Annotated in this window: 20 protein-coding genes and 2 other annotated features; all 20 genes read left to right on the top strand. The window is 41.2% G+C overall.

Annotation, left to right across the window (positions count from 1 at the left end):
* Window positions 1-227 precede the first annotated feature (227 nt).
* Window positions 228-461 (top strand) — a binding site (T-box leader).
* 121 nt (window positions 462-582) lie between these two features.
* The 20 genes from ACFPU1_RS07645 (at window position 583) to rpmA (ending at window position 19,408) form a co-directional block, all read left to right on the top strand.
* On the top strand, window positions 583-3,231 hold the full coding sequence (locus tag ACFPU1_RS07645) for a valine--tRNA ligase (protein ID WP_385940496.1): 2,649 nt from the start codon (window positions 583-585) through the stop codon (window positions 3,229-3,231).
* Window positions 3,232-3,306: 75 nt separating this feature from the next.
* A complete protein-coding gene (locus ACFPU1_RS07640; protein ID WP_385939876.1) occupies window positions 3,307-4,587 on the top strand; it encodes a bifunctional folylpolyglutamate synthase/dihydrofolate synthase in 1,281 nt (426 codons plus the stop codon).
* Between the two features lie 190 nt (window positions 4,588-4,777).
* Window positions 4,778-5,506, top strand: coding sequence for a prepilin peptidase (locus tag ACFPU1_RS07635; protein WP_385939874.1), 729 nt, complete (start codon window positions 4,778-4,780; stop codon window positions 5,504-5,506).
* A gap of 176 nt (window positions 5,507-5,682) precedes the next feature.
* The gene (locus tag ACFPU1_RS07630) at window positions 5,683-6,693 is read left to right on the top strand and encodes an SPOR domain-containing protein (protein ID WP_385939872.1); all 1,011 of its coding nucleotides are present in this window, start codon (window positions 5,683-5,685) and stop codon (window positions 6,691-6,693) included.
* Window positions 6,694-6,814: 121 nt separating this feature from the next.
* The gene (locus tag ACFPU1_RS07625) at window positions 6,815-7,393 is read left to right on the top strand and encodes a Maf family protein (protein WP_385939870.1); all 579 of its coding nucleotides are present in this window, start codon (window positions 6,815-6,817) and stop codon (window positions 7,391-7,393) included.
* A gap of 70 nt (window positions 7,394-7,463) precedes the next feature.
* Window positions 7,464-8,153 carry a RadC family protein gene (gene radC, locus ACFPU1_RS07620; protein WP_269799453.1) on the top strand — a complete coding sequence of 230 codons (690 nt, stop codon included), beginning with the start codon at window positions 7,464-7,466 and terminating at the stop codon, window positions 8,151-8,153.
* A gap of 421 nt (window positions 8,154-8,574) precedes the next feature.
* The gene (locus ACFPU1_RS07615) at window positions 8,575-9,618 is read left to right on the top strand and encodes a rod shape-determining protein (protein ID WP_100399778.1); all 1,044 of its coding nucleotides are present in this window, start codon (window positions 8,575-8,577) and stop codon (window positions 9,616-9,618) included.
* Between the two features lie 15 nt (window positions 9,619-9,633).
* Window positions 9,634-10,569 (top strand): rod shape-determining protein MreC, encoded by a 936-nt coding sequence (gene mreC / locus ACFPU1_RS07610; RefSeq protein WP_100399777.1) that lies wholly within the window; start codon window positions 9,634-9,636, stop codon window positions 10,567-10,569.
* A complete protein-coding gene (mreD, locus tag ACFPU1_RS07605; RefSeq protein WP_054635059.1) occupies window positions 10,569-11,093 on the top strand; it encodes a rod shape-determining protein MreD in 525 nt (174 codons plus the stop codon). The genes mreC and mreD overlap by 1 nt, the downstream gene beginning before the upstream one ends.
* 345 nt (window positions 11,094-11,438) lie before the next feature.
* Window positions 11,439-12,146, top strand: a complete 708-nt coding sequence (minC, locus tag ACFPU1_RS07600; protein WP_100399776.1) for a septum site-determining protein MinC — start codon at window positions 11,439-11,441, stop codon at window positions 12,144-12,146.
* 117 nt (window positions 12,147-12,263) lie between these two features.
* Window positions 12,264-13,064: a septum site-determining protein MinD gene (minD, locus tag ACFPU1_RS07595; protein WP_054635056.1), complete on the top strand. Its 801-nt coding sequence runs from the start codon at window positions 12,264-12,266 to the stop codon at window positions 13,062-13,064.
* A 177-nt stretch (window positions 13,065-13,241) separates the two neighbouring features.
* The gene (locus tag ACFPU1_RS07590; RefSeq protein ID WP_054635152.1) at window positions 13,242-13,529 is read left to right on the top strand and encodes an ArsR/SmtB family transcription factor; all 288 of its coding nucleotides are present in this window, start codon (window positions 13,242-13,244) and stop codon (window positions 13,527-13,529) included.
* A 78-nt stretch (window positions 13,530-13,607) separates the two neighbouring features.
* Window positions 13,608-14,015 carry an ArsI/CadI family heavy metal resistance metalloenzyme gene (locus tag ACFPU1_RS07585; protein ID WP_385939866.1) on the top strand — a complete coding sequence of 136 codons (408 nt, stop codon included), beginning with the start codon at window positions 13,608-13,610 and terminating at the stop codon, window positions 14,013-14,015.
* Between the two features lie 498 nt (window positions 14,016-14,513).
* Window positions 14,514-14,693 (top strand): hypothetical protein, encoded by a 180-nt coding sequence (locus ACFPU1_RS07580; protein ID WP_054635055.1) that lies wholly within the window; start codon window positions 14,514-14,516, stop codon window positions 14,691-14,693.
* 220 nt (window positions 14,694-14,913) lie between these two features.
* Window positions 14,914-15,735 carry a peptidoglycan DD-metalloendopeptidase family protein gene (locus ACFPU1_RS07575; RefSeq protein WP_385939864.1) on the top strand — a complete coding sequence of 274 codons (822 nt, stop codon included), beginning with the start codon at window positions 14,914-14,916 and terminating at the stop codon, window positions 15,733-15,735.
* Window positions 15,728-16,582, top strand: coding sequence for a M50 family metallopeptidase (locus ACFPU1_RS07570; RefSeq protein WP_385939862.1), 855 nt, complete (start codon window positions 15,728-15,730; stop codon window positions 16,580-16,582). The genes ACFPU1_RS07575 and ACFPU1_RS07570 overlap by 8 nt, the downstream gene beginning before the upstream one ends.
* A 208-nt stretch (window positions 16,583-16,790) precedes the next feature.
* Window positions 16,791-18,299, top strand: coding sequence for an Rne/Rng family ribonuclease (locus ACFPU1_RS07565; protein ID WP_385939860.1), 1,509 nt, complete (start codon window positions 16,791-16,793; stop codon window positions 18,297-18,299).
* A gap of 72 nt (window positions 18,300-18,371) precedes the next feature.
* Window positions 18,372-18,445: a sequence feature (ribosomal protein L21 leader region), on the top strand.
* 12 nt (window positions 18,446-18,457) lie between these two features.
* Window positions 18,458-18,766, top strand: coding sequence for a 50S ribosomal protein L21 (gene rplU / locus ACFPU1_RS07560; protein WP_054635051.1), 309 nt, complete (start codon window positions 18,458-18,460; stop codon window positions 18,764-18,766).
* Window positions 18,767-18,777: 11 nt separating this feature from the next.
* Entirely contained in the window at window positions 18,778-19,122 is a 345-nt protein-coding gene (locus tag ACFPU1_RS07555; RefSeq protein ID WP_385939858.1) for a ribosomal-processing cysteine protease Prp, read from the top strand.
* Window position 19,123: 1 nt separating this feature from the next.
* Window positions 19,124-19,408, top strand: coding sequence for a 50S ribosomal protein L27 (gene rpmA / locus ACFPU1_RS07550; RefSeq protein ID WP_100399767.1), 285 nt, complete (start codon window positions 19,124-19,126; stop codon window positions 19,406-19,408).
* The last annotated feature ends 81 nt before the right edge of the window (window positions 19,409-19,489 follow it).

Genomic DNA, 19,489 nt, shown 5'->3' with positions numbered 1-19,489 from the left:
TTCTTGTGCGGGGGCTTATATGGAGGGGGACCGTAATAACCTGGATAATGTCCCATAAAATCAAGACTCCTTCAAAGTATTATTGTATAGTTTATGCACGTACGTTTGAATTGTTGCGGAGAAGTGAGCTGATAGAAACAAGTAACAAAAACACACGAATCATTGACGAAAAAAACAGTTTAAGAGTAAAATATAATATAATACTGTAGTGTTATACATACATTTATAATCATGCTATGAGAGGAAGAAGTACATTCCTATCCACCTTCAGAGAGAGGAACTCCAGGCTGTAAAGTTCCTTAGGCAGGAAGAATGGAAAGTCATCCTTGAGCAGCTTCTTTGAACAGAACAGTAGGAGAAGCCGGGAACATCCGTTATCTGTCCAGAGTGTACAGCATTGCTTTATACATATGTTGCTGTGAACAAAGGTGGCACCGCGAATGGCTCTCTTCGTCCTTTGATGAGGAGAGTCTTTTTTTATGATATTTTATAGTGATGGTACTCAAATTGATGTCATAACAGCAATCAGGAAGATGGATGACAAACGTCTCAACTGATGTTAATTAAGGAGTGAGAATGAATATGTCGAATAAAGAAGTTTCAATGCCTACAAAATATAATCCTCAGGAAACTGAAGCAAAATGGTATCCGTACTGGCTTGAAGGGAAGTTCTTTGAAGCAGAAAGAGATGAAAAGAAAGAACCTTACACGATAGTTATCCCTCCCCCAAACGTTACGGGCCGTTTACATTTAGGACACGCCTGGGATGCAACGCTGCAGGATATTATTGCCCGGTCAAAAAGGATGCAGGGCTACGATATGCTTTGGCTTCCAGGCATGGATCACGCCGGGATTGCAACACAGGCAAAGGTGGAAGGCAAGCTCAAAGAAGAAGGTAAAAGCCGTTATGATCTTGGAAGAGAAAAGTTCCTTGAAACTTCTTGGGAATGGAAAAAAGAATATGCAGACTTTATCCGTCAACAGTGGTCTAAAGTTGGTTTGTCGCTGGACTACTCACGTGAACGTTTTACCTTGGACGAAGGACTTTCCCAGGCAGTAAAAGAAGTATTTGTCCGACTCTATAACAAAGGATTAATTTACCGGGGAGAATATATTATTAACTGGGACCCATCGACCCAGACGGCTTTATCAGATATTGAAGTGGAGTATAAGGACCTGCAGGGTCACTTTTATCATATGAAGTATCCTTTGGCTGATGGTTCCGGCCGCCACATTGAAGTCGCGACAACTCGACCTGAAACGATGCTTGGAGATACTGCGGTGGCTGTTCATCCAGAGGATGAACGATATAAAGAGCTGATCGGAAAGAAAGTGACTCTCCCTATTGTAGGGAGAGAAATAGAAATTGTGGCTGATGATTATGTAGATATGGAATTTGGATCCGGAGCTGTGAAGATCACTCCTGCCCATGATCCTAATGATTTTGAAATTGGAAACCGCCATAACCTTGAGCGAGTGCTTGTGATGGATGAAGGCGGAAAAATGAATGATAATGCAGGGAAATACCAGGGAATGGATCGATTTGAATGTCGAAAGCAAATTGTAAAAGATCTTCAGGATGAAGGGATTCTGTTTGAAATTGAAGATCATGTACACTCCGTCGGACATTCAGAAAGAAGCGGGGCGGTAGTCGAGCCATATTTATCTACCCAGTGGTTTGTAAAAATGGAGCCTTTGGCAGACGCAGCACTTGACCTGCAGAAGAAAGAGGAAGAAAAAGTTCACTTTGTACCTGACCGTTTTGAAAAAACCTATCTAAGATGGATGGAAAATATCCGTGACTGGTGTATCTCCCGTCAGCTGTGGTGGGGACACAGAATTCCTGCCTGGTATCACAAGGAAACAGGTGAGTTACATGTAAGTACAGAGCCACCTGCTGACAGTGAGAATTGGGAGCAGGATGAAGACGTGCTTGATACATGGTTCAGTTCTGCACTATGGCCTTTTTCCACTATGGGATGGCCGGATGAAGAAGCAGAAGATTACAAACGCTACTATCCTACAGACGTCCTTGTTACTGGTTATGATATTATCTTCTTCTGGGTTTCACGGATGATCTTTCAAGGCCTTGAGTTTACTGGCAAGCGTCCGTTTAAGGACGTACTGATCCATGGCCTGGTGCGTGATGCGGAAGGCAGGAAAATGAGCAAATCTCTTGGTAACGGGGTAGACCCGATGGATGTCATTGATAAATACGGAGCAGATGCCCTGCGTTTCTTCCTGGCGACAAGCACCAGTCCAGGAAATGACCTTCGTTTTCACTGGGAGAAAGTAGAGTCTACTTGGAACTTTGGGAACAAGATATGGAATGCCTCTCGCTTTGCTCTCATGAACATGGAAGGGTTAAGCTATGAAAACATTGATATAAGCGGAGAAAAAGCAATCGCTGACCGCTGGATTCTCACTCGTCTGCAGGAAACCATCGATGATGTAACGCGCTTGATGGATACCTATGAATTTGGCGAAGTAGGACGTCTTCTTTACAACTTTATTTGGGACGATCTGTGCGACTGGTACATTGAAATGGCGAAGCTCCCGCTTTATGGGGAAGATGAAGAAGCGAAGAAAACCACACGATCTGTGCTGGCTTACGTCCTTGATCAGACCATGCGTCTTCTCCATCCGTTTATGCCGTTTATTACAGAGGAAATTTGGCAGCATCTTCCCCACCAAGGAAAGTCGATTACTGTGGCTTCCTGGCCGACATCTGAGCAAAATCTAAAGGATACAAGCGCAGTAAAGGATATGGAGCTGTTAAAAGAGATCATCCGTTCCGTACGTAACACGAGAGCAGAAATGAACGTTCCTCCAAGCAAAGAAATTGAAATTCAAATCCAGGCAGCTAATGAAGAGAGACTAAATCAGCTGGAAAGAGGCAAAGCCTATCTTGAAAAATTCTGTAACCCTGAAACGCTGACGATAGGAACAAACCTTACTCCACCTGACAAATCTCTTTCTCAGGTGTTGACTGGAGCAGAGTTATTTCTTCCGCTGGCAGGGCTTATCGATTTGGAAGAGGAAATTGCCCGTTTGGAAAAAGAAAAAGAAAAACTTAATAAAGAAGTAGAGCGGGTGCAAAAGAAGCTTTCGAATGAAGGATTTGTCAAAAAAGCTCCTCAGAAAGTCGTTGATGAAGAAAAAGCAAAAGAACAGGATTATTTGGAAAAACGAGAAAAGGTGATTGCAAGAATTGAGGAGCTGAAAGCGTAGGAGTTTGTATGACAGGGATGCCACCGCATATATTCCGCGGTGGCTCTTTGTTCATTTAAGAAAGGAGAAACAACAATGAATACATATGAGGAAGCGAAAGAATGGTTACATAGCCTTGTGCCTTTAGGAATCAAGCCAGGATTAGAAAGAGTAAACTATATGCTGGATGCCCTTGGAAATCCTGAGCGGAGTATTAAGTCTATTCAAGTGGGCGGGACAAATGGAAAAGGATCGACGGTTACTTTTTTAAGGTACATGATGAACGAAGCCGGCCTTGAAGTCGGGACTTTTACCTCTCCTTATATAACCCATTTCCGCGAAAGAATTTCAGTTAACGGACATTCAATATCCAAAGAAGATTTCCTTGAATATGCAGCGGCTGTGAAACCTTTGACAGAGCAGCTTGCTACTACACCTCTTGGAGCACCAACAGAGTTTGAAGTCCTGACAGTGATTGCTGCTCTTTACTTTGCAAAAAAGGCTTACCCAGATGTTGTGATTTGGGAAGTAGGCTTAGGAGGGAGATTCGACTCTACCACTGCTATGCACCCAATGGTTAGTGTGATCACAAATGTAGGTCACGATCACCAACATATTTTAGGAGAGACCATTCCGGAGATTGCAAAAGAAAAAGCAGGGATTGTGAAATCCGGCGTGCCTCTAGTTACGTGCGAAGAGAAGCCGGAAGCTCTTGCCATATTTAAAGAGACCGTGGAGCAAAATCGCACGAAAATGTATACATTAGGAAAAGAATTTTTTATAAACAATAATAATGAGGCTGAAACTGGCTCGAGCTTTTCTTTTTCTTCTATGTTCAAACATTACCCTGAGCTCCGTGTTGAAATGGAAGGGGAGCATCAAGTGAAAAACGCTGCTGCTGCTCTGATGGCGATTGGCTATTTAAAAATGTTTTATGCACTTCCCGTGGATGACGATCACATCAGTAACGGTCTGAAAAAGGCGAACTGGCCGGGAAGGTTTGAAATTATTCAGGAAAAGCCTTCAATCATCCTTGATGGAGCTCATAACAAAGAGGGAATGGAAAGTTTGGCCAAAGCGCTGAACAGACGTTACCCTGATAAAACTGTGCATATTATCTTTGCTATGACAAAAGAAAAGAACGCCTATGAACTCCTTTTGCCATTGTCATCTCTTCGGATAGGGTCTGCTTTTGCAGCACCGTTTGATTTTCCAAGGGCTGCTTCTCCAGCCGAAATAAAAAAGAAGTCTCCTTTTGAGATGCGGGAAGTGCCAAATTGGCAGACGGCTATGGAGGAAGCAAAGAAATCTGCATCCATGAATGATGTCATTGTCATTTGTGGGTCCTTATACTTCATTTCTGAAATAAAACAGTAAATAAGAAGCCGGATGTTTTAAAAAAACATCTGGCTTTTTTAATAAAAGTTCCTCAAGAATAAGTTATACACGTTAAAAAAGGTTTTTATGGTACAATAAATTGAACAACTTGGAAAAAACTTGATAAAATAATCCACTATATTGAAAGGTAGGTGTTGTGGTGGCCTGGATCTTAGGAGTCTATTTTTTTATGGCAGGTCTTACAATGGGTTCGTTTTTCAATGTTGCTGGTTTGCGAGTTCCCATTGGTACTTCGGTAGTTTCCCCTCGTTCTCATTGCCCTTCTTGTCACACCCCATTAACGTTCGTTGACTTAATTCCTTTCTTTTCCTACTTCTTTCTAAAAGGCAAGTGTCGCACATGCCGTAATTCCATTTCCCTCTTTTACCCGCTTATAGAGCTTTCCACCGGATTCTTGTTTTTATCTTCCTGGCTTGTATTTGGCTTTACATGGGAGCTTGCACTTTCGCTTGTTTTTCTTTCCATGTGCATGATTATCACTGTAAGTGACCTGGCATACATGATTATTCCTGATAAGGTACTCCTTACTGCTGGGGGCGTTCTTCTATTTTTCAGAATGAGCGTCGCTCCATTAGATCCATGGTGGGGTCCGTTTGCAGGAGCTTTCACAGGCTTTGTTCTCCTTTATGTTATCGCCCTGGTAAGCAATGGGGGAATCGGAGGTGGAGATATAAAGCTGTTTGCTGTTCTTGGCCTTATGTTTGGCTGGAAAGAAGTACTTCTCGTCTTTTTCTTATCCATATGTATAGGCAGTATGATAGGTGGGTTAGGAATGATAACAGGCCGGGTAGCAAAGGGGAAGCCTCTCCCTTTTGGCCCCTTTATCGTCTTAGGAGCTTTGATTTGTCTTTTCAGTGGTGAAAAGGTCATAAAGTGGTATACAGGCTTATACTTATAAATATGTGGTTAAGGTAAGGTAAATAAATTGTTGAAGATGTCAGAAAGAACAGACTAAAAAGTCCTGAACAAGGCGACAAATGTCTTGTTCTTTTTTGCAAGGCGTATGATAAGGTGAAATCAGTACAGAGGACAGGCTAATGAACAGACAGGCTACGTGGGAAGGGGTTTATGTTCATGAGTAAAGATAATAATAACCGTCTCTCCTTTAAGTTGTATGGTAAGGATGAAGAGAAAGAAAGAGAGTCCAAGCCACTTTCTTTTACGGAAAAAGAGGCTGGAAAGGAGAAGGAAGATGACGATTCGTCCCCGCAGCTGAAAGTCATTGACTTTGGAAAAAAGAAAAAGCAATGGAAAGAAAAGACAGCCCCCTTTTGGGATGATGGCAAGAGAGATTTGAGTCCAGGCCTCCCCTTTAATCGTAAAAAAAAGAAAAATGAACGACGTTTTCAGGATACTTTCAAAGGTTTGCCGTTAAAGATATCTATGATTATTGGCGGAGCAATGGTTATGGGATTATTGTTTGGCTTTATTGTCCTTCATTTATTAACTGGCAGCCCGGGAGGCGAAGCAAGCACATCTTCCTCCGCACTTCCTGCCTCAGCTGAACAGTCTTCTGCAGTTGCTGCTTCCTATAACAATGAGTTGAATCTTAACTTAGTACAAGCTGGAGCTTTTTCGACCCTTGAAAAAGGAGAAGAGATGAAAGCAGGGTTAGAACAGAAAGGGTTCCCAACATTATTAACCGACGACGGTGATTTATATTATTTGCTGGTAGGGATGATGCCTTCCCGGGAAAATGCTTCTGTAATGCAGTCTTATTATAATGAGCAGGGAAGTGAAGTATTCCTGAAAACCAGAAACATACCCGCTCCTGTTCTGGATTCATGGAGTGATGACGGTAAGCTTTGGTTTGAAAAGAGCCGCTCTTCACTGGAGAGCTTACTTGAACAATCAGGAAGCGCTATAAGCAGTTCCGCAAGTGTGGAGCTGTCGCAAGATGCAGCCGAAGCAGAGCAGTTATACGAGAAAGTGAAAGGAGAAATTCCCGAAGAAGGACAGGCTTTCTTTGAAAACTTAAAGATAGCTTTTGAAAAAGCTGAAAATGGCTCCTCTGCACAAGAGAGTCATCAGGAAGCAATGAAAACAGTACTTTCTTATGAGAAATTTATTGAAGGTGTAGAATAGAACAAACGTTTCTCGAAGGTTTCAGAATATTATTGAAAATATATGGGGCATTTGGTAAACTAGACCTGCACCTTGTACAATAGATACATTACGTATCTTATTGAAAAGGTGGTTGCCCCTTATGAATTCTCTTATTTTAGCCTCAGGATCCCCCCGGCGCAAAGAACTTCTTTCCACACTAGGTTTTTCCTTCACAGTCGTAAAAAGCAACATCCCCGAGGAAATAATTCCTGGTAATTCTCCTGCAAGTACGGTAGAACGCTTAGCTGTTCATAAAGCAAAGCATGTAGCAAAAGACTTCCCAGAGAGTGTAGTTATTGGTGCAGATACAGTTGTAGTATTCAATAATACGATTTTGGGCAAGCCAAAGAGTGAAAAAGAGGCCAGAACAATGTTAGCGGATTTATCTGATGCTACGCACCACGTTTATACCGGCGTATCGATAATTTCTCCTGAACAAACATTTTCCTTTCACCAGAAAACAGATGTGACTTTTTATCCTTTACATTCTGAAGAAATAGAAAGTTACGTGAAGACAAAAGATCCTTTTGATAAAGCAGGAAGTTATGGAATTCAAGGCATAGGCTCCTTTTTAGTGAAAGAAATACATGGTGATTACTTTAATGTTGTCGGGCTTCCTGTTGCTCGTTTAGTGAGAGAACTAAGAAAATATGACGTTTATCCCTATTTTAATAACTGAGGAATCGGTCTCTTCTCCCTGCAGAAGAGGGGAAGGGATCGGCCCTTACCATATTAAAGGAGGAAACAATTTGACAGATTCTTCATTTCTTATTAAGGATGTGCCATTACGTGAAAGACCAAGGGAAAAGATGGTAAAAGAAGGTCCAGACCGGCTCTCTACAAATGAATTGTTAGCCATCCTGCTCCGTACCGGTACCAAAAACGCATCGGTGATGCACGTTGCTCAGGAACTGCTTTATCAATTCGACAGTCTTCACCTTTTAAAGGAAGCCACCATAGAAGAGCTCACTAAAGTAAAAGGGATAGGTATTTCAAAGGCGGTGGAAATCAGAGCTGCTCTTGAGCTTGGCAAAAGAATCTATACATATCAGGCAGATGAACGCTACGTCATTCGGAGTCCGGAAGATGTGTCCAGATATGTAATGGAAGAAATGCGGTTTTTAACACAGGAACATTTCGTCGTTCTTTGTCTGAATACAAAAAATCAAGTTCTTCATCGACAAACTCTTTTTATAGGAAGTTTAAATTCAAGCATTGTCCATCCAAGAGAATTGTTTAAAGAAGCGTTAAAACGTTCAGCCGCTTCGGTAATATGCCTTCATAATCACCCCTCAGGAGACCCCACACCAAGTAAAGAGGATATTGAAGTGACCAAACGCTTAATTGAATGTGGACGAATCATAGGAATAGAAGTCCTTGATCATGTCATTATTGGGGACAGGCAATTTATCAGCTTGAAGGAAAAAGGCTGTATATAGTAAAGTACTCTACCCCTATCAGGAATAACCTCTCTAATTCCCACTTTTCTAGGTCTCAGTCCCTCCATTGATTTTCTATTACTCATACAAAATAATTAAATTTTCAAAACCAAACGTTTAGGCTATTTTTTTTTAATAAGATTAAGTATAATAAAGACTAGTTGTGAAATTCGGCTTATGTGAAGAGCATTTTCCCTTATATTTCACATCTTTTACTGAAGGCAGAGGCATTCAGAGGAGGATGGACCAAAGCAGCAGGGTCTTCGCTTACCAAAGCGAATGATAAGGAGATGCTCTCATTTTTGTGCCAAAAGATGGAAAGTTCCTGTATAAGATGAACACATGTTTTCTAAAAAGGGACAAACAAAAACTGTAACTAAAATGAATAAATAGAAAGTGAACAATGAAGGGAGATACATAGATGTTGGGTGGTTTTTCAAGAGATCTTGGTATAGATTTAGGTACCGCAAATACACTTGTGTACGTTAAGGGTAAAGGAGTCGTTGTCAGAGAGCCTTCGGTGGTTGCCATGCGTACCGATACTGGTACGATTGAAGCGGTGGGGAATGATGCTAAAAACATGATTGGCCGTACACCTGGAAATATAGTAGCGGTCCGGCCAATGAAAGACGGTGTGATTGCTGATTTTGATACAACTGCTACAATGATGAATTATTTTATTAATCAAGCTCAAAAAAACCGTTCCATGTTTACCCGTAAGCCCAATGTAATGGTCTGTGTGCCTTCAGGAATCACCGCTGTGGAAAAGAGAGCGGTTGAGGATGCGACGAAACAAGCCGGTGCCCGTGAGGCATTTACGATAGAAGAACCGTTTGCCGCTGCGATTGGTGCCGATTTACCTGTGTGGGAGCCAACCGGAAGCATGGTTGTCGACATTGGCGGCGGGACAACAGAAGTAGCTATTATCTCTTTGGGCGGTATCGTTACGAGCCAATCAATCAGAGTAGCTGGTGATGAGATGGATGATTCAATTATCAATCATGTGAAAAAAACGTACAACCTGATGATTGGAGAAAGAACGTCTGAAGCTCTTAAAATGGAAGTTGGGTCAGCAGGCTCACCTGAGGGAGTAGAGGATATGGAAATCAGGGGAAGAGATTTAGTGTCCGGTCTCCCTAAAACGATTTCCATTACAGCTGAAGAAATTTCAGGGGCACTCCAGGATACCGTGAGCACAATTGTGGAAAATGTAAAAAGTACGCTGGAACAGACTCCGCCGGAACTAGCAGCAGACATTATGGACCGGGGGATCGTTTTGACTGGCGGTGGGGCGCTGCTTCGGAATATGGATAAGGTGTTGAGTGAAGAAACAAACATGCCTGTCCATGTAGCAGAAAATCCTTTGGATTGTGTGGCAATTGGTACAGGAAAAGCACTTGAAAACTTGCATCTGTTTCATTCAAAAGCAGGCATTACTTCGCGATCTAACCGTAAGTTACAATAAAGTAGGTGTCCGTTTATGCCTCATTTCTTTTCAAATAAGCGCCTGATTATATTAATGGTTTCCATTATCATCCTGGTGGCATTGATCGGTTTTTCCCTCAGAGAAAGGGAAACAGTAACATGGCCTGAGCAGTTTGCCCGAGATTCCGTAGGCGTTGTACAATCAGTATTCAGCAGGCCCGCTCATTATGTAGCGGGCGTCTTTGAAAACGTGCAAGACTTACGTAATGTGTATGAAGAAAATCAATTGCTGAAATCCCGTCTTGATGAGTATGCAGCCACCTCAGCCGAGCTTCAAACTTTGAAGCAGGAAAATGAAACTTTAAAAAGCATGATAGATGCCGAAGAAAGTCTCTCTGATTACGTCATGCGTTCTGCCATGGTGATACATCGCTCACCTGACCAATGGACAGAGGTTATTGGAATTAACCGGGGTTCCCAGCATGGAATAGAAAGGAATATGGCTGTCATCACGCCTGAGGGGCTTGTTGGTAAGGTACAGAATGTCTCACAATTTACTTCAACAGTTCAACTATTATCTGATGATAGCCGAACAAACCGAGTTTCTGCTATGATTCACACAGATGAAGACCCGGTCTTTGCTTTTGTGGAAGGCTGGGATGAAGACAGGGAAGGTCTTCTACTCAGAAAGATTGAATCGGAAGCTGAAATAGAGCCGGGACAACTAGTCAGTACGTCGGGACTGGGAGGTATTTTTCCTCGCGGACTTGTTATTGGTGAGATTGTTGAAGTGGAACCGGATGAATATGGTCTTACTATGAACGCGGTTGTAGAGCCTGCAGCTAATTATCATAATATTGATTACGTAAGTGTCATAGAGCGAACAACCGATAATTTGGAAGATTCCATGCTGCAAGAATATTTAGAGGATGAAGCAGATGAATCGGAAGAAGCGATCGAAGAGCAAATGACAGAGGAGGGGGGAGAGTAATGAATCGGTATATTCTTCCTGCTCTCCTGGTTTTTTTATTTTTAATTGAAAGTACCTGGTTCCAAATTTTTTTTCCTCCTTCTTTAACTGAGGAGGCCATATTTGTTCCCAGGTTTGTATTAATAGTCATTGTGTTAATCTCGATTTTCCGCGGTCCTCTGATAGGTGTTTTATATGGCGTGGGAGCTGGAGTTTTTTATGATTTTGTATTTACAGATTTAATTGGAATATATATGTTTGGTTTGGGGCTTGTAGCCTATATATGTGCGTTTTCTTATACGTCGGTCAAGAGGAGCCTGCCTTTGCTTACTGGCGTTTTGTTGTTAGCAGTTATTATTTTTGAGATACTTACGTATGGACTGCATTCTGTAATTGGCCTGACAGCGATGGAGTGGGCTGTTTTTCTAAATACAAGACTGCTTCCATCTCTTTTATTAAATGGTGTGATCGGCATTCTTATGCTGTTTCCACTGCAGGCTTTTTTTGAAAAAATGGAAAAACAAGAGGAACTCAGGCAAAGATAGAAAAAAGTCGAAACATACGAGAAACACAGACTGCTATGCAGGAATATCACTTTTCTATGTGGAATGTATTACTGTTAACTGAAAAAACAACACAATGTATAGGTTTTGCCGCAATAAACTTGAGGGGATTGGGATTTTTCCCATAAGGTAAGTAAACTAATTATTCACTTTAGCTGAAAAGGAACTTATTGGGACCACCCCTGCTATACTAATGTGGAACACGTAACTTAGGTATAAATTAGAAATGGGCCTCTAAATAGGATAACAACTGTTCAAAAGATAAAGAGCAGCATTGTAAATGAAAACTCTCAAAGCAACTTGGATGTGCCCGTAGAGGTGAGGCAGATGAAAACAGGTTCAAAACGAAATTTAGTGACGATTAAAGGTACCAAGGATGGGCTGACAATCCTTTTAGATGACCAGTGCTCTTTTGAGGCACTCATGGAAGAACTTACAGAAAAAGTAGCAGATAAGCAGGCGTTTGGCAATGGACCTGAAGTTGAAGTGAAAGTAGACACAGGGTATCGCTATTTGCAGGAGGATCATCGAAACAAAATCCAGCAGATCATTGAAGGCACAGGAGTCATTAAGATCCAGGACATCATTTCCCAGGTGATTTCCACTGAAGAAGCTGAAAAAATGAAAGAAGAATCCTCGATAACATCCATTGCCCGGATCATTAGATCAGGACAGGTTCTTCGCATTCAAGGAGATGCTCTTTTGTTAGGGGATATTAACCCTGGGGGTACAGTCGAGGCTACAGGGAATGTGTTTGTTATGGGAACCTTAAAAGGAACAGTCCGTGCCGGAGTAGATGGGAATGAGGATACTGTTATATGTGCTTCAGTGATGGAACCTAATCAATTATCAATAGGTAACACCATTTATTATGCTCCTGACCGGTATGAGGATGAAAAAGATAATGAATATACAAATGAAGAACCGGTCTATGCATACATACATCGGGAAACAAAAGAAGTAGCTTTTGAAAAAACTCGACAGCTGGGTCAACTATACCCTCATGTGGCAAACGGAACATTCGAAGGGTTGTAGAACGTGAGATCGTATGAAGGTATAAATGTAAATTGTCATCTTACTTATCGAGGCAAAGACAGAAGAAACATTGATGAGAGAAGACAGCTGCTGTTACGTCAGTAAGGAGGAATTGCTGTGGGAGAGGCTATTGTTATTACATCGGGAAAAGGCGGAGTCGGTAAAACGACCACATCAGCGAACATTGGAACAGCCTTAGCATTGCAGGGGAAACATGTATGTTTAGTAGATACAGATATCGGCCTTAGAAATTTGGATGTCATTATGGGGTTGGAGAATCGAATTATATATGATTTGGTAGATGTGGCAGAAGGCCGTTGTAAAGTCCCGCAAGCTCTTATTAAAGATAAGAGGTTTGACTGCCTGCATTTACTGCCGGCTGCGCAGACAAGTGACAAATCAGCAGTGGATGCTGATCAAATGAAAAAAATAGTTGAAGAGCTTAAGCCGGATTATGATTATGTATTAATTGACTGTCCTGCTGGTATTGAACAAGGATACAAAAATGCGGTTGCCGGAGCGGATCGAGCGATTGTGGTGACAACACCGGATGTAGCTGCAGTAAGAGATGCAGACCGGATTATTGGTCTTTTAGAACAGGAAAAATCAATTGAGCCTCCTAAATTAGTTGTAAATCGTGTGAAGACTCACATGATGAAAGAGGAAGATCTTCTTGACGTCGATGATGTGGTTTCTATTCTTGCGATTGATCTATTAGGAATGGTAGTTGATGATGAAGAGGTGTTAAGAGCTGCTCAAAAAGGTGAGCCTATTGCTACCAATCCCAATACAAAAGCGGCTATGTGTTATAGAAATATAGCCCGGCGCATTTTAGGTGAATCTGTTCCTTTACTATCTATTGATGAGAAAAAGGGATTCATGGCAAAAGTGAAAAGTTTTTTTGGAATGAGAGCCTAGTGAACTTCCCGTCTGAAACTCTGTGTTTTGAGGATACAGTTTGTTCAGACGGGTTTATTGACAATAATTAATCAAAAATATTTGATTAATTATTGTCAATAAATTCAGGTTGTTGTATAGTATATATAGATCAAGAATATTTGATGAGGTGAAAATATGGAAAAAGCGGCTGCTTTTATGACGTCGGAGGAAACGTTTTCCCTTTATGAAAAAAAATTCAAAGCTCTTGCGGATCAAAAGCGTCTAATGATCATGCATGAATTAACCAGAAGTGGAGAAACGTGTGTGTGTGACTTGATGGACATTTTTGATATGTCTCAATCGAAGCTGTCATATCACTTGAAAGTATTAAAAGAAGCAGGGCTTATTCTGCAAGAAACAAAAGGAACGTGGAGCTATTACCGGCTCAACCAGCAGGAAGTAAATAAGCTATTATCTGAAGAGTTATGCTGTCTGTTTCGTTGATATTGAGAGTAAAAAGTGACGCCATGTCATTTTTTTACTCTATACATCAAAAAAAATTGATTTAACAGGAGGGCAAAAATGAACGTTCACATCGGTTTACATGTTACTAACCTGAAGAAATCCATTGATTTTTACACAGATCTTTTTGAAGAAAATCCTGTTAAGGTAAAAGAAAATTACGCTAAGTTTATGCCTGAAAATTTAGCTCTTAACTTCACTTTGAACCTTGTTAATGAAGTACATGGAAACCAAGTGGGTCACTTTGGAATTCAAGTGAAAAGCGGAGAAGTGCTCCTGAAACATAAAGAGCGTCTAGTTAAAGCAGGATCTCAGATTACAGAAGAAATGAACACAAACTGTTGTTATGCCCTGCAGGATAAATTTTGGATCAATGACCCGGATGGTAATGAGTGGGAGTTTTTTTATACAAAGAACAAGGATAGTCAAGCAGTCCAGGATGATGTTGATGGCTGCTGTGTATCTTAATAGAAAAATGATGCAGGAATGGGCTGTCACATTAGCTTTTTCAACTGAAATAATTTTTGAAGCAGAAACAAAGGTTATTAAAATTTTCTGAGAGTCCATATATTTTACCTGGCTTTTCTGAATGTGGTATATTTTTAGTAAGAACCTCATTATTCTCCCTCTATTACCTTACCTAAATATCTTTGATTTCCTTATTTTAAAGGCTCCGTTAAAGGCTAATGTTGATTTTTTGTAAGTCATATAAAAGCGCGAGAGACCTTCGGGGATAGCAGATGCAGATGAAGCCAGCGAACGTTATCCAAAAGAAGCTGAAGGGATGTCGCACTTGTTCCTTAGGTGCAAGTAAGCGTCTTTTACCAACAATTAACAACAAATTGTAACAAAGCCATTAAAAAAAGAGTATTGAACATGTTTTTCGGGAAAAGTATGAAATGGCGATAACTGGTCATACTGGATAAGAGATTTGTTAGGAAGTGCACTCTGAAGGGAGGGCCTGATATGATTAGTAAACATGAGTATTTAACACCTGAAGATATAGAAAAGCTTGAAAATCTCCAGGCTAAAGTTAAAGAGGTTAATGAAGTTGAAGATCTTAAACGTTATACGACGCAAATGACAATCATCTACGAAAAAGCACGTTTGCGAAACAGTCTGCCAAAAGACGCTCAAGAGAATTAAGTTATCACTCTGATTTCAGGGGTGATTTTTTTTATGCAAATTTCTATTAAACTATTGCAATTGATATGTTCTTTGACAGTGTTAATACATAATTGTCCTTCGTACAATTAAATGGGAAAGACTTCTCTTGCCGTTTCCATCTCTCCTCACTACTGGAATAAATCAAAAGGACAAGTCATAAACATGAAGCAAGAGAATCCCGCCAGGGGAGGGGCCGATAATGTCTAAGAAGCTTTCCAAGGTTAAAAGAGAAGCAGATGCAAAGCGAAGAGGAATAGAAGGAAGGATGAGAGACAGGGAAAGAGAAAAAGACAAAGACAAAGACGTAACTCCCACCAATTTTGGCTATTACCCCAGTCATGATGAAATGCCGCAGCATGAGCCGGAATTTTACTCATGGAGAGAGACTGAACAAAAGACAGAAGCACAGACCAAAAGCAGATATCTGTTTGTGATGCAGGGCCTTGCTGCATTATGCTTATTCCTGCTTATCGGTATATTATTCAAAACAAGTCATCCAGCATTTGAAGGTGCCAGAGAATATATAGAAGCTTCCTATCAAAATGAATTTCAATTTGCTGCTGTTTCAAGTTGGTATGAAGAAAGATTTGGGGAGCCTTTGGCACTTATGCCTAAGCCAGAGGACGAGCAACCAGCAGCAGAACCAGCAGATGCCTACCAGGCAGAATATGCTGTGCCTGCATCAGGAAAAGTAACAGAATCATTTACTGAAAATGGTAAAGGGATCATGCTTGAAACCATTGGTGCTGCTGATGTGGAAGCTGTGCGGGGAGGAATTGTCATTCATGCAGGCCCTCATGAAGAATGGGACTTAGCGGTAGCTGTGCAGCACTATGATGGTGGGGAATCATGGTATGGAATGCTGGAGGAAGTTGAAGTAAAGCTTTATGATCACATTCAAGCTGGTGAAAACATCGGGCAAGTGAATACTCAAGAAGGAAGTGAATCCGGAATATTTTACTTCGCGTTAAAAGAAGAGGATCAATACATTGATCCGAGCGAAGTGATTTCTTTTGATTAGCATTTTGCAAAAAATTCGAATCCATCCTCTATTTTGGGTAGTAATAGCAACCGGAATTGTGACAGGATACTTTTATGAAATTCTTATGTTATTTTTCATCGTTTTCGTTCATGAGCTGGGCCACGCGTTTATGGCCCATAAGTATAAGTGGCGTATTAAAAAAATAGAGCTTCTTCCCTTCGGGGGAGTTGCCGAAATAAATGAATATGGAAACAGGCCGCTGAAAGAGGAAATAGCCGTGACCATCGCCGGGCCAATTCAGCATGTGCTGCTGGCTGGCCTTTCCTTTATTATGCTGCTTACTCCATATTGGAATGCGGCAGACCATCAAACCTTTTTGTTTCATAATGGGGTTATTTTCTTCTTTAACCTTCTTCCTGTCTGGCCCCTTGATGGAGGTAAGCTCCTTTTTTTTGCCAGCACTGCTTTTATGCCTTATCGTAAAGCGCAAAAATATTTTCTTGTACTCTCCTTTTCTATTTTGGTATTTTTAACAATAGGTACAATTCTTTCATTCCCCTATCATTTACAATCATGGGTCATTTTGTTATTTCTATATATTTCTCATTATTTAGAACGGAAGCAGCAGCCGTATGGTTTTTTCAGGTTTTTATTAGAAAGAAACAGAATGTTTGTAAAGGGTGTTCTTCCATCAAGAACAGAAAAAGTTTCTCAACACACAAGACTGATTGATGCTGCTAAGATGATTCGAAAAAATGCACATACGATATTCCTGATCGAAGAAAACGGGGAAAAGGTATCGGAAGAAGAGCTTCTTTATGGTATTACCAGAGAAAATGTTGGCATGAAGTCTTTCAGTACCTTCCTTACCTCAGACAAAAGGTAATGGAAGGTTTTTGTTATGGGAAGGATATGTTGAGGAGCAGATCGTTTATAATAGAGAGGAAAGCCAGGGAATAAGCCGGCAGAAGAGTCGGCTTTTTATTGCATTTTATCATGTTTATCCGGGAAAAAAGAAAGGCAATGGAACAAACAGAGGTCTTATAATAAAGAAAAATCGGAATAGAGAGTCTCTTCGATTGGGGGCGCATACATTGAGAGAGGTTATTTTAAATACCATCACTTTAGAAAAAAGAGCTGCAATTAAAGAAAATGGACAAGTAGCAGAAATTCTAATTGAAAGACAACAAGAAGAGCGTTTAGTAGGAAATGTCTACAAAGGCAGGGTAGTGAATGTACTCCCTGGCATGCAGGCGGCCTTTGTGGATATAGGCCGCAGTAAAAACGGATTTCTATATCGTGATGAGGTCCTTGCATATCAGCAGCTTAATGAAGAAGAGGATACAAAGAGAAAGAGAAACATCTCCGAATTTGTCCATGAGGGACAAGAAATCATTGTCCAGGTAACGAAAGAGGAGTTTGGCACCAAAGGAGCCCGTTTGACAGGAGTGGTCTCACTTCCGGGGAAATACATTGTGTATATGCCCTCCGGCAACTATGTAGGGGTTTCTAAGAAGATGTCTGCTGAAGAAATAAGGGAAGAGTGGAGAAGACATGGACACGATATGAAAGAAGCAGAGGAAGGAATGATTATTCGTACAATCTGTGAAGGGTTAGCTATTGATGACGTGAAAGAAGACCTGGCGTATTTACGAAAAGACTGGGAAGAAATCTGTAATAGGGGCAGAGATGTTAAGCCCCCGGCTGTGCTTCATCAAGAAGGAGGCATAGTAGAAAGAATTATCAGAGACTTTCCCATTACCACTATCAGCCGTATTCTGGTTGACAATCCGGTGGACAGCCAGCACATCAAACATCTTCTTCGGCACGACCCAAAAGATACACACAAGGTAGAATTGTATAAAGGGACAGAGAATATATTTTCTGTGCACGGAGTAGAAAAGGAACTTGAAAGAGCTCTCCGGAGGCAGGTATGGTTAAAAAACGGCTCCTATCTCATGATTGACCAGACAGAGGCCTTGACCGTTATTGATGTCAATACAGGAAGGTTTACTGGAAGTGACAATCTGCAGGAAACCATTAAGAAAACAAACATTGAAGCGATTAAGGAAATAACAAAGCAGCTCCGTCTAAGAGATGTATCCGGGATTGTCATTATAGATTTTATTGATATGAAAAATGAGACAGACCAAGAGGAAGTTCTTCAGGCCTTTAAACATGCATTAAGAAAAGACCGAACGAAAACAAACGTAGCCGGGATGACCAAGCTTGGGCTCGTTGAGATGACGAGGAAAAAAGTTAGACAGAATTTAAATGATACTCTTTCAGATCCCTGCAGTGTGTGTGTTGGGAAAGGCACAGAACCTTCTGCTGAAGCACTGGCTGCAAGAACTGATCGTCTGATTCATGAATATCGTTTCATGGAAGAGGAAGCTATGCTGTTAGAAGTGCCGGCTAAGGTTCTTTCTTTTTTAAATGATAAAAACAGCCACTACTATGTCCATGAACTGGAGAAACGGTATGGTTTTAAAATTTACCTTTCAGAAGCTCTCCCTCATATTCATGAGGAAATTCATGTGAGGCTGCTGGCAAGCGAGGAGACGGTCAAGGAGCGGGCAAAAAAATTAAAACGCAGCAAGTAAGGCGTATGATGTGATATTGACATTGGAATCTTATTTGTGATATGATCTTTTTTGTTAGTCGTTTGGTAAGCACCCAAACTACAACCGCACAAATGAAGGTTTTTAAGCCCGTCCAGGCACCTGCATTGGCGAGTCTGAGTATAATAGGAGGTGCAGAAATGTACGCAATCATTGAAACTGGTGGTAAACAGATCAAAGTCGAAGAAGGCCAGGAAGTTTACATCGAAAAACTGGATGCTTCTGCAGGCGAAGAAGTAACTTTTGACAAAGTATTGGTTGTTGGCGGAGATGACATGAAAGTCGGCGCTCCATTTGTAGATGGTGCCAGTGTAACTGGAAAAGTTGACAAGCATGGCCGTCAAAAGAAAGTGATCGTATGGAAGTTCAAGAAAAGAAAGAACTACCGTCGTAAGATCGGTCACCGTCAGCCATATACTAAAGTTGTAATCAACAAAATTAATGCATAAGGGACAATCACATGATTGAAATAGTGGTTGAGCGGAATAGCAATCATACAATTCATTCGTTTTCCATGTCGGGACATGCGGAGTCAGGTCCTTATGGACAAGATATTGTCTGTGCAGGCGCTTCTGCAGTCTCCCTTGGAGCGGTGAATGGAATTTCCGCCTTATGCAATATTGAATTAGATGTGGATATGAGTGACAATGGGGGATATCTCCGCTGCACGGTTCCGTCTCATGTAAGCGGGCGTGTATTTGAGGATGTCCAGCTTCTATTAGAAGGAATGCTGGTGTCTCTTCACTCCATTGCCGAAGAATACGGCGATTACATGACTATTGCTGAAAATCAAGGAGGTGAATGACATGTTGAAAATGAATCTTCAGTTCTTCGCTCAGAAAAAAGGGGTAGGTAGTACAAAGAACGGTCGTGACTCTATCTCTAAGCGTCTTGGAACCAAGCGTGGAGACGGCCAATTTGTAACTGGCGGCTCTATCCTAGTTCGCCAAAGAGGAACGCGTATCTACCCAGGTACAAACGTTGGCATCGGCGGTGACGACACGTTGTTCTCAAAAGTAGACGGCGTTGTGAAGTTTGAGCGTCTTGGTAAAAAGCGCAAACAAGTAAGCGTATATCCAAAAGAAGCATAAGCAGAAAGAAACTCTCGGTCTAGTAATAGACCGGGAGTTTTTTTATAGAACTTTTTTGTTAAAGCGAGGGGAGAGAACAGT

The sequence above is a fragment of the Thalassorhabdus alkalitolerans genome (assembly GCF_042656525.1).
Taxonomy (GTDB): domain Bacteria; phylum Bacillota; class Bacilli; order Bacillales; family Marinococcaceae; genus Thalassorhabdus; species Thalassorhabdus alkalitolerans.
This window is presented reverse-complemented; position numbering and strand designations above follow the sequence as displayed.